The organism is Bacteroidales bacterium (assembly GCA_018334875.1).
Lineage (GTDB): Bacteria > Bacteroidota > Bacteroidia > Bacteroidales > UBA12077 > JAGXLC01.
Window position 1 is genome coordinate 1 of record JAGXLC010000208.1, and the last position, 7500, is coordinate 7500.

Consider the following 7500-nt stretch of genomic DNA (forward strand, 5'->3'; position numbering starts at 1 on the left):
TAAAATACCACTTTTACTCTGCTATATCAATATTATAGTTACTCCCGTAATCCGCTAATCCGGGGACACAATACAGAACTTCACGGGATTCGATATTGTGTCCCCGGAATAAGGTGTCCCCGGAATAAGAATACCATCGAGGAATGCTCGCAGCGGCGTCGTCTTCTACTGGATGAATGAGATATACGCCATCGCGGAGACGAGAGCGACGTGCAGAACCACGCTGCCCCAGTAGAGCCCGGTCTCCTCGTCTCGAAAGACCCATCGGGTGTTGAGGAGGAAGACATTCGGGTGGTCGCGATCGCTCCAAATGAGGGTGCGACGGGCGATGACCATCCACACGACGTAGCCAATGACGGAGATCGTAATAACTTTTTCTACCAACGGGCTCATTGTCCCCCCATGACTGGAGCTAATCCCAGGATAGCCGCGAATAAAATAACGCCTTGTAAGTAGGGCTTCATGAGCATCTGATTGGGATCGACCAACCTGTGATCCATTCTTCCTGTACAAGCTTTCCAAAAATGCCCAAGGCCCGCCCGGCCTGCGTGCAAGCTGTGGTTCGGCAATTCTATGCCGTTTGGCGAGACATTTCTTGATATGAGAATTCCCATAGGCCGGCATTATCTTTTGCATGTTCGATGGTCATATTGACAATGTTGCCCTTTTCGTCTACGTCAATATAAATATTTTCGCTTATTTCTTTAGTCTCGTGGACAACATTATCTTTGAATTCTATGTGGGCAGTATCAGTTTCTGAAAAATATTTAACCCTCATGCTTTATTCCTCCTTATATGACCTATCGATATATGACCTATCGATGAAAGCATTGTGCACCGTTTCGCCATCTTCAAGCAAGATTACCCTCAAGTGTTTTCCGACTTCCGATATTCTGGCCCACTTTCTGATCCGTCCATCGGATTGTATCTCAATTTTTTCGGGTTTCTCAATAACCGTTTTGATCCAATCCTCCTTGATCTGAGCGCGATCCGGACGTTTCCTCGTATATTCAAAATATTGCGTTTTCTTCATTTGTCAAAGTCCGCTCCAATTATCAGTGCCGAACGTGAAGCTCAGGCGCGCGAGGAACGAGCGCCGCCTGAAGTGACTGGTCGGCCAATTCATAAATCAAGGGCAAATCTGATCGCATTGCTTACATCAACAATCCTGGATGCCGGTAAGGTCGTAATTAAAGATCCAATTTTCCGCTTTGAAACAGTTTGTATATGATCACAGTTGATGGCGCAGTCGCGGGGCATACCGACAGCTTTTGGCAGAAAGACCTCGGATGGGATGTCGCGTACAGTCGTCGTAATAGGGGCGATGGTGACCTCCCCGAGATATTCTAAAATGGAATCTCTTGTTAGAATCAGAACCGGTCGTTTTTTGTCAGGATGGGCAAATTTGTACCAACGGATCTCACCACGCTTCATTCATCCCCCCAGGACTGCTCAGATTCCCAAACTGAAAACTCATCCACGGAAACCGGTTTCCTTTCGTAGCCTTGCCGGTGTTTATTTTCCAACTGTCTGAGATTATGACGCTCCAGCGCTTCGCGAAGCGCCATTCTTGCAAAAGCAGAGCGGCTTGTATGAAGTTGTTTGGAAACTTGATCAATTGCCCTCACAAGGTCTTCATCAAGGGTCATTTGTACGGTTTTCATTGGATACCTCCGTCATGTGGAATATAATAGCTATAATAATCCACATTCCAGATAATGTCAAAATTTTATTCAGATTGTACGCCAACGTTCTGAATAACCGGTGTGTGTGAAGAGGCAGCGAAACACACATCCGCGTGAATTCAGTGGTTATGGTTCTTTTTGCGCACTAATATTTTTGCTATCTCTTCGAATCGTTTAATATATGTGCCTTCCTGATTCAGCGCAGGCCTTGGGTCACGTCCTTGATGTTCTGGGCTTGTTCCTCATCCACAGGAATCTTTCGGACTTCGGATTTGGTGAAGTCGATTTCCTTGAGGTCAATTTTCCGGATCTGCCTGTTCCAGGCTGTATGATAGTAGGTCACAAGGTTGCTTGTATCGCTGGCTACGGTCCATTGCGTACCTGAGGGAACCTGTCGAGCCTTGTTCCCGGTGTCCATATTACCTTCCCCTTTGCCAAACGGAGCGTTGAAGCTGTCCATTATCTGAAAAAACTGCTCAACCGTGTCCAATCCACCTTTGGTGGGAAAAGAGACTGCTTTTAGAAGAGTTGCCCGTACGAACCTCGAAGGGGAAGTGTAATCCCCAGGAAGGCCCAAAAGATCCGTCCCCCCAGACAACGGGGTAATCTCCATGTCTCCCCAGGTCCTGGCTTCAAAGGGGCCGTCACCCAGATATCCATAATTTCGAAGGTTCTGTAAGTGCCAGTCAAAGTAGGGATTGTTGGTCATAACACCAACAGGATTGTCGTAAATCTGCATCTTGCCCCCCTGAAATTCAATGACCAGGGACTTCCCGCTTGGATCGGCCACAAAAAAATGAACAGGGGCAACCATATTGATATCCGGATCCTTCACAGGCACAACCCTGATCCCTTGCATGCCCTGGCGTACCTCTTCTATGGTGGCAAAGTTGGACAGTATAAAGGAAACCACGTCGGTAGGCGCCATGCTCTGCTGTGCAAGGGATGGATCATAGTCAGTGTATTCAGCAAAACCATGATGATAATAAGATCCGGCAGCCAGCCCCTTTTCGTTCATGCCGTCACCAATCACCCTATCCAAAAGCAAAAAGCCCAGAAACCCGTACTTTGCATCCCAGGTGATGCCGTTCGCACCTTCCGGGGTCATCGCCTGGAATGTTTTATTCTCGGGATATACAACAGCCTGGGTTTTGAAATCAAACGCCGACCATTCCTGGGTTCTGCCGTAGACGACGGTTCCGTCCTCGCCCTTTATCACCAGGCCGGTGCAGGCCATGGCAGGAGTAGAAAAAATACTGACGGTCAGGCTGACAATAAAAAAAAGAGTTATAAAATAACCTCCACTTCTCCCCATAACTACCTCCTTTTTTGAATACAGATTTTGTAATCCTCTTCCACTGGCTATCTTAAGTGCCCTGGTTATCTTTTCTTATTTCAAGCGTTTAAGGCTAAAATGTTTTTCAATAGGGATAAAATCCTTATCATTATGAAGAAGAGGTATCTCATGTTCTATAGCTACTGCAGCAATCATGCAATCAACAGACTTTCTTATCGTGATGCCCTTTCGACGTAGTGCACGATAAATTTCTGCTGAACTTAAATAAACGGAATAGGACATGGGAAGAAAAACAAGATTGGCCAGCAACTCTTTGGTTTTTTTGAATTCAGAGTCATCTCTAATTCCCTGAAGAATTTCGGTCAGGATGATACCACAAAGACAAATATCCTCCCTTTCAGCAATGAGTTTTTCAAGGGCTTCCACATGAGGGTTAAGGTTTGCTGAAAAAAAATCTATCCAGACAGTAGTATCAACCAAAACCATCATACGCTTCGCCCCTGACGCCACTGCTCCAAGTTGCCACTCCAATTAATTCTGCCCTTCAGCTCAAGGAGTTTCGTTTGTTTTTCATGTCTGAGCAACTCACGTAAAGCGTAATCAATCAAGGCTTTCTGGGTCTTAATGCCAGTTGCTTTACGGCAACTTTCGACCAATTCTTCATCAAGAATGATATTGGTGCGTTTCATGTTAGTTCTCCGTAAGACTTTATTTGCAAATAATACACATTATATCATAATTTAGGTGTATGGCAAGGATTTTTTTTTAAAAGATAACGTTGGAAGCCAGGAGCAGCCAGGGCTTCCACTGACTTGATTTAAAGATGGTTGATGCTCAATTCCCCGCGGCTTGTCAAAACTCCGCCGGCCCTGGCTGTCGCCCGGGCTGACTGGTTATAACCTTAGTGAATATTTGTTGTTTCCCGCTGAAGTGCAGTTACTTCATTATTAAGTCGTTTTCCTATCAAGTCCTCGGTGGTTTCCAGGTCGTAACGATTCTGGAGATTCAGCCAAAATTGAGGAGTCATGCCAAAAAAACGACCGAGGCGAAGTGCTGTATCGGCAGTAATGGATCGTTTCTCATGCACTATTTCATTTATACGCCGGGGAGAAACGCTTATATCTTTGGCCAGGCGATACTGGCTGATTCCCATGGGAGCCAAAAATTCTTCCATTAGAATCTTGCCGGGATGAATGGGCGGTAATTTTTTACTTTGCATATGATCTCCTAATGATAATCTGTTATTTCAACTTCATACGCAGAGCCATTGCGCCATTTAAAACAAATCCGCCACTGATCGTTTATGCGTATGCTGTGCTGACCTTTCCGGTTGCCGCCTAATGCCTCTAACCCATTACCAGGAGGGACTCGTAGATCATTTAAATCCACTGCGGCATCAAGTATTACAAGTTTTTTGCGTGCTATGCCCTGAATATTTTTGGGCAATTTCGCTGAAAATTTCCTGTTAAATATTTTCTTAGTTTCTTTGTCCCGGAAAGATTGAATCATAAAATGATATTAACGCGCCACGATAATAACGTCAAGCGTTAAATCCGGAAATGCAATTCGAGGAATGTTTCAGTTGTATGGGTTATAACCGGTGCCCCTAAGCCGCGCGAGGGACAACCGTCGGCTTGAGGGGCTGGTTGTGCGAATCGTGCCGTTGATTAGGCATACGCAAGACGGCCTTTCGGCTGAGGAATAGGCCTGCCGAGTCTTGTAGCAGTTTCGATCCACTCATCAATAATTTTTTCCGCATTGCTTAGGGCCTCTTGGTAGGTCTTCCCGTCCGCCATGCATCCCGGGAGTTCCGGCACCTCGGCCACAAATGAATTGTCCTCAGAACTCCAAAAAATGATGATTTCGTATTTTTTTTCCATCGTCATTCTCCAATTCGAATTTGATACTTCAGAATTACATCCCTGACTTGTTTGACTTGATATGGTTTACCTTTACCCTCTTTGGGTTGTAAATTGAGAATTTCATCAACGCCATCCTTGGTGAAGATATGGTGATCCCCTTTGATACGCTCATCAAACCCAAGCCGCTTGAGCAGGGAGCATAAGGTCTCGAATGGGACATTCGCATCTGATCTTCGCATCAAAATGTGCTCGTACAGCTTTTCCAGTTTGCCCATAATCGTATCCTATCATTTCCATTCAATTGGGCCAAGTTGCTCTTTACATCTCTCGCACAAACGCCCGGCATAACCGGCCGTGAAACAGCTCCAAAGCAAAGCGGCGCTGCTGTTTCACGGTCCGTGTTGATGCTGTGGTTGTGAGTGGTGCCATTACTATTGACTTAGCTTTGAGCTGGCAATACGATTCAGGCTGATACCGGATTCGGCAGCCTGAATAGCTAACTTTCGATGGACATGAGGCGGAATCCTAACCATAAACTTTCCACTATACCGTTTGCATGCTATTGGTTCAGGAATTTTTTCGTTGTTTTCAACCATATCAGATATAGCCTCTGCCACCGTCTTCCGGATACCCTTTAAAGCTTTTTCAGGCGTATCCGCCAACCAGCTCAGGCTCGGAAATTCAGCACATAGTCCAACATATTCATTATCCTCTTCAGACCATGTAACCCTGTATGTATATTTATCATTTTTTTGTGCCATGATTGATCTCCAGTTTTTCAATAGCCAAAAGAACCTGTTTAACCTGATATATTTTGGCCTTTCCTTTCGAGTTTTGAATATTTACTCGTGGATCACCCTCCCAGGGAGTTTTGTAAATTCGATGGCTGCTTTTTTTCTGTCGGGGTTCGCCAAAAAAATGGTCACAAATCTTGCATAAATCAGAATAGCGAACATCCTTGGGGTTCCGCCGAATCTTTTCAAGCATGTCATCGATTTTTGTCATATTAATATAATATCAATAATGATACCAAAGTCAATAGGTGGAAGCATTTTCATGACACACAAACGTTGGAGGCCAGGAGCAGCCAGGGCTTCCATTGGCTTGATTATAATTGTTTCAAATTCAGTCCCCCCCTCGATTTGTCAAAACGCCGCCGGCCCTGGCTGTCTACTGGGCTGACTGGTTCGGCGGGCTCTTTTACATATGGGCTGTGTGTTCAGAAGACGTATAGGGCTTTATCATACGCAATTCTTTTTCCTCTGAATTTTTAGCACGATATAAGTCCCAACGAAGCTGCATATTCATCCAAAAGTCCTCTGACATGTTAAAAAATTTTGCCAGGCGTAGAGCTGTACTGGGTGTAATACCGCGCCGCCCATTTACAATTTCATTAATTCGCTGGTAAGGAACATGAATCGCCTTAGACAAATCTCGTTGCGTTATTGACAGTGGAGCCAAAAATTCCTCCAGCAACATTTCACCCGGATGCGTCGGCTCTCTGTATTTTGGAATTCTAATCATAATATTCTCCTGAATTTTCAATGATAATCGACTATTTCAACATTATCTGCATTGCCATTATCCCATTTAAAACATATTCGATACTGATCATTGATTCGAACACTGTGCTGCCCATCACGATTCCCGGACAATGCTTCCAGGCGATTTCCCGGCGGAACTTTTAAATCGTCAAGGCTTGTTGCGGAGTCAACCTGCTCCAGTTTTCTCACAGCTAAAATCCAAAGATATTGTGGGCATAGTTTTCGGGCAGCTTTGCTGTTTTTCCCATCGAAAATATCTTCTGTGCCCTGATCTTTAAATGATCGTATCATGAAATCACGATAACACGGTACCCAGGCTATATCAAAAATTTTAGCCGAACCGCTTTGGGTCACTTGCAAAAATTAGCGCAAAGCGAAGGGACGCGCTATTTTTTGTCAAGTGCATCCAATTGTTCGGCTTCCTTCAGTTTTTCAAGGTCTATCTTATCCTGTGGTCTCCCACTCGCTTCTTTTGCTCGAATGAGATCAGATCGCGATATGAAAAATACTTTGAGATTTTCTAATTCAACCACTTTACGATTTTTCCACGCCGAATCAAACTCAATCCCGGGGATTGACATCATAATATCGACTCGCAAAGGTGGTCTTCCCATCTGATAAAAGTATCCTTCATGAGTAAAATCATCCGGGGTAAGATTTTCCAGCGGTGCACCAAACTCTTTCAATGCCAAATAAACACTTTTTGCATTTTCTTGATCAGTTGCTATCAACACATCAAGATCTTTTGTAAATCGAGGTTCGCTATATTTCATTACAGCATAGCCACCAACAATAAGATATCGTATTTTATGCTTTTCGAAAATCTTCAATAGTTCTTTGAAGTCTTGACTCGTCAGCATTTTTTCCTCGTATTAAAAAATAATCATTAAGCATTTCCGTTACAGCTTCGAAAATGGCAATATCTCCCTGGGCTTGCCAGAATCGAATATCGAAGCAACGCCTGTCATCGGTTATACGCTGGTAATTTTCTGCTGTTTTTATCATTTCTTATTCCTATAGCCGAACGTTGGAAGCCGGGGCAGCCAGGGCTTCCACTGACTTGATTAAAGATGGTTAATGTTTAAATTCCCCCGGATTGCCAAAAAGCCGTA

Annotated in this window: 18 protein-coding genes; all 18 read right to left on the bottom strand. The window is 44.4% G+C overall.

Annotation, left to right across the window (positions count from 1 at the left end; translation table 11 throughout):
- Positions 1-165 precede the first annotated feature (165 nt).
- Positions 166-393 carry a hypothetical protein gene (locus KGY70_14350; GenBank protein MBS3776372.1) on the bottom strand — a complete coding sequence of 76 codons (228 nt, stop codon included), beginning with the start codon at positions 391-393 and terminating at the stop codon, positions 166-168.
- A 178-nt stretch (positions 394-571) separates the two neighbouring features.
- On the bottom strand, positions 572-778 hold the full coding sequence (locus KGY70_14355) for a DUF2283 domain-containing protein (GenBank protein ID MBS3776373.1): 207 nt from the start codon (positions 776-778) through the stop codon (positions 572-574).
- Between the two features lie 3 nt (positions 779-781).
- A complete protein-coding gene (locus KGY70_14360) occupies positions 782-1033 on the bottom strand; it encodes a hypothetical protein (protein MBS3776374.1) in 252 nt (83 codons plus the stop codon).
- Positions 1034-1122: 89 nt separating this feature from the next.
- Positions 1123-1434, bottom strand: coding sequence for a type II toxin-antitoxin system PemK/MazF family toxin (locus KGY70_14365; GenBank protein MBS3776375.1), 312 nt, complete (start codon positions 1432-1434; stop codon positions 1123-1125).
- Positions 1431-1664, bottom strand: coding sequence for a ribbon-helix-helix protein, CopG family (locus tag KGY70_14370; GenBank protein MBS3776376.1), 234 nt, complete (start codon positions 1662-1664; stop codon positions 1431-1433). Before KGY70_14370 ends, KGY70_14365 begins: the two co-directional genes overlap by 4 nt.
- A 217-nt stretch (positions 1665-1881) precedes the next feature.
- Positions 1882-3000, bottom strand: a complete 1119-nt coding sequence (locus KGY70_14375) for a choloylglycine hydrolase family protein (protein ID MBS3776377.1) — start codon at positions 2998-3000, stop codon at positions 1882-1884.
- A 75-nt stretch (positions 3001-3075) separates the two neighbouring features.
- A complete protein-coding gene (locus KGY70_14380; GenBank protein MBS3776378.1) occupies positions 3076-3513 on the bottom strand; it encodes a PIN domain nuclease in 438 nt (145 codons plus the stop codon).
- Positions 3468-3671, bottom strand: coding sequence for a type II toxin-antitoxin system VapB family antitoxin (locus tag KGY70_14385; GenBank protein MBS3776379.1), 204 nt, complete (start codon positions 3669-3671; stop codon positions 3468-3470). The genes KGY70_14380 and KGY70_14385 overlap by 46 nt, the downstream gene beginning before the upstream one ends.
- Before the next feature lie 212 nt (positions 3672-3883).
- Entirely contained in the window at positions 3884-4201 is a 318-nt protein-coding gene (locus tag KGY70_14390; GenBank protein ID MBS3776380.1) for a HigA family addiction module antidote protein, read from the bottom strand.
- 8 nt (positions 4202-4209) lie between these two features.
- Positions 4210-4491 carry a type II toxin-antitoxin system RelE/ParE family toxin gene (locus KGY70_14395; protein ID MBS3776381.1) on the bottom strand — a complete coding sequence of 94 codons (282 nt, stop codon included), beginning with the start codon at positions 4489-4491 and terminating at the stop codon, positions 4210-4212.
- A gap of 158 nt (positions 4492-4649) precedes the next feature.
- A complete protein-coding gene (locus KGY70_14400; protein ID MBS3776382.1) occupies positions 4650-4868 on the bottom strand; it encodes a type II toxin-antitoxin system HicB family antitoxin in 219 nt (72 codons plus the stop codon).
- Positions 4865-5119 carry a type II toxin-antitoxin system HicA family toxin gene (locus tag KGY70_14405; protein MBS3776383.1) on the bottom strand — a complete coding sequence of 85 codons (255 nt, stop codon included), beginning with the start codon at positions 5117-5119 and terminating at the stop codon, positions 4865-4867. Before KGY70_14405 ends, KGY70_14400 begins: the two co-directional genes overlap by 4 nt.
- A gap of 156 nt (positions 5120-5275) precedes the next feature.
- Positions 5276-5605 (bottom strand): toxin-antitoxin system HicB family antitoxin, encoded by a 330-nt coding sequence (locus KGY70_14410; protein MBS3776384.1) that lies wholly within the window; start codon positions 5603-5605, stop codon positions 5276-5278.
- A complete protein-coding gene (locus KGY70_14415; protein MBS3776385.1) occupies positions 5589-5831 on the bottom strand; it encodes a hypothetical protein in 243 nt (80 codons plus the stop codon). Before KGY70_14415 ends, KGY70_14410 begins: the two co-directional genes overlap by 17 nt.
- A 213-nt stretch (positions 5832-6044) precedes the next feature.
- Positions 6045-6368: a HigA family addiction module antidote protein gene (locus tag KGY70_14420; protein ID MBS3776386.1), complete on the bottom strand. Its 324-nt coding sequence runs from the start codon at positions 6366-6368 to the stop codon at positions 6045-6047.
- A gap of 17 nt (positions 6369-6385) precedes the next feature.
- Positions 6386-6679 carry a type II toxin-antitoxin system RelE/ParE family toxin gene (locus tag KGY70_14425; protein ID MBS3776387.1) on the bottom strand — a complete coding sequence of 98 codons (294 nt, stop codon included), beginning with the start codon at positions 6677-6679 and terminating at the stop codon, positions 6386-6388.
- 95 nt (positions 6680-6774) lie between these two features.
- Complete coding sequence (locus KGY70_14430) at positions 6775-7218, bottom strand: hypothetical protein (protein ID MBS3776388.1); 444 nt, start codon at positions 7216-7218, stop codon at positions 6775-6777.
- Positions 7196-7393, bottom strand: a complete 198-nt coding sequence (locus tag KGY70_14435) for a hypothetical protein (GenBank protein ID MBS3776389.1) — start codon at positions 7391-7393, stop codon at positions 7196-7198. Before KGY70_14435 ends, KGY70_14430 begins: the two co-directional genes overlap by 23 nt.
- Between the last annotated feature and the right edge of the window lie 107 nt (positions 7394-7500).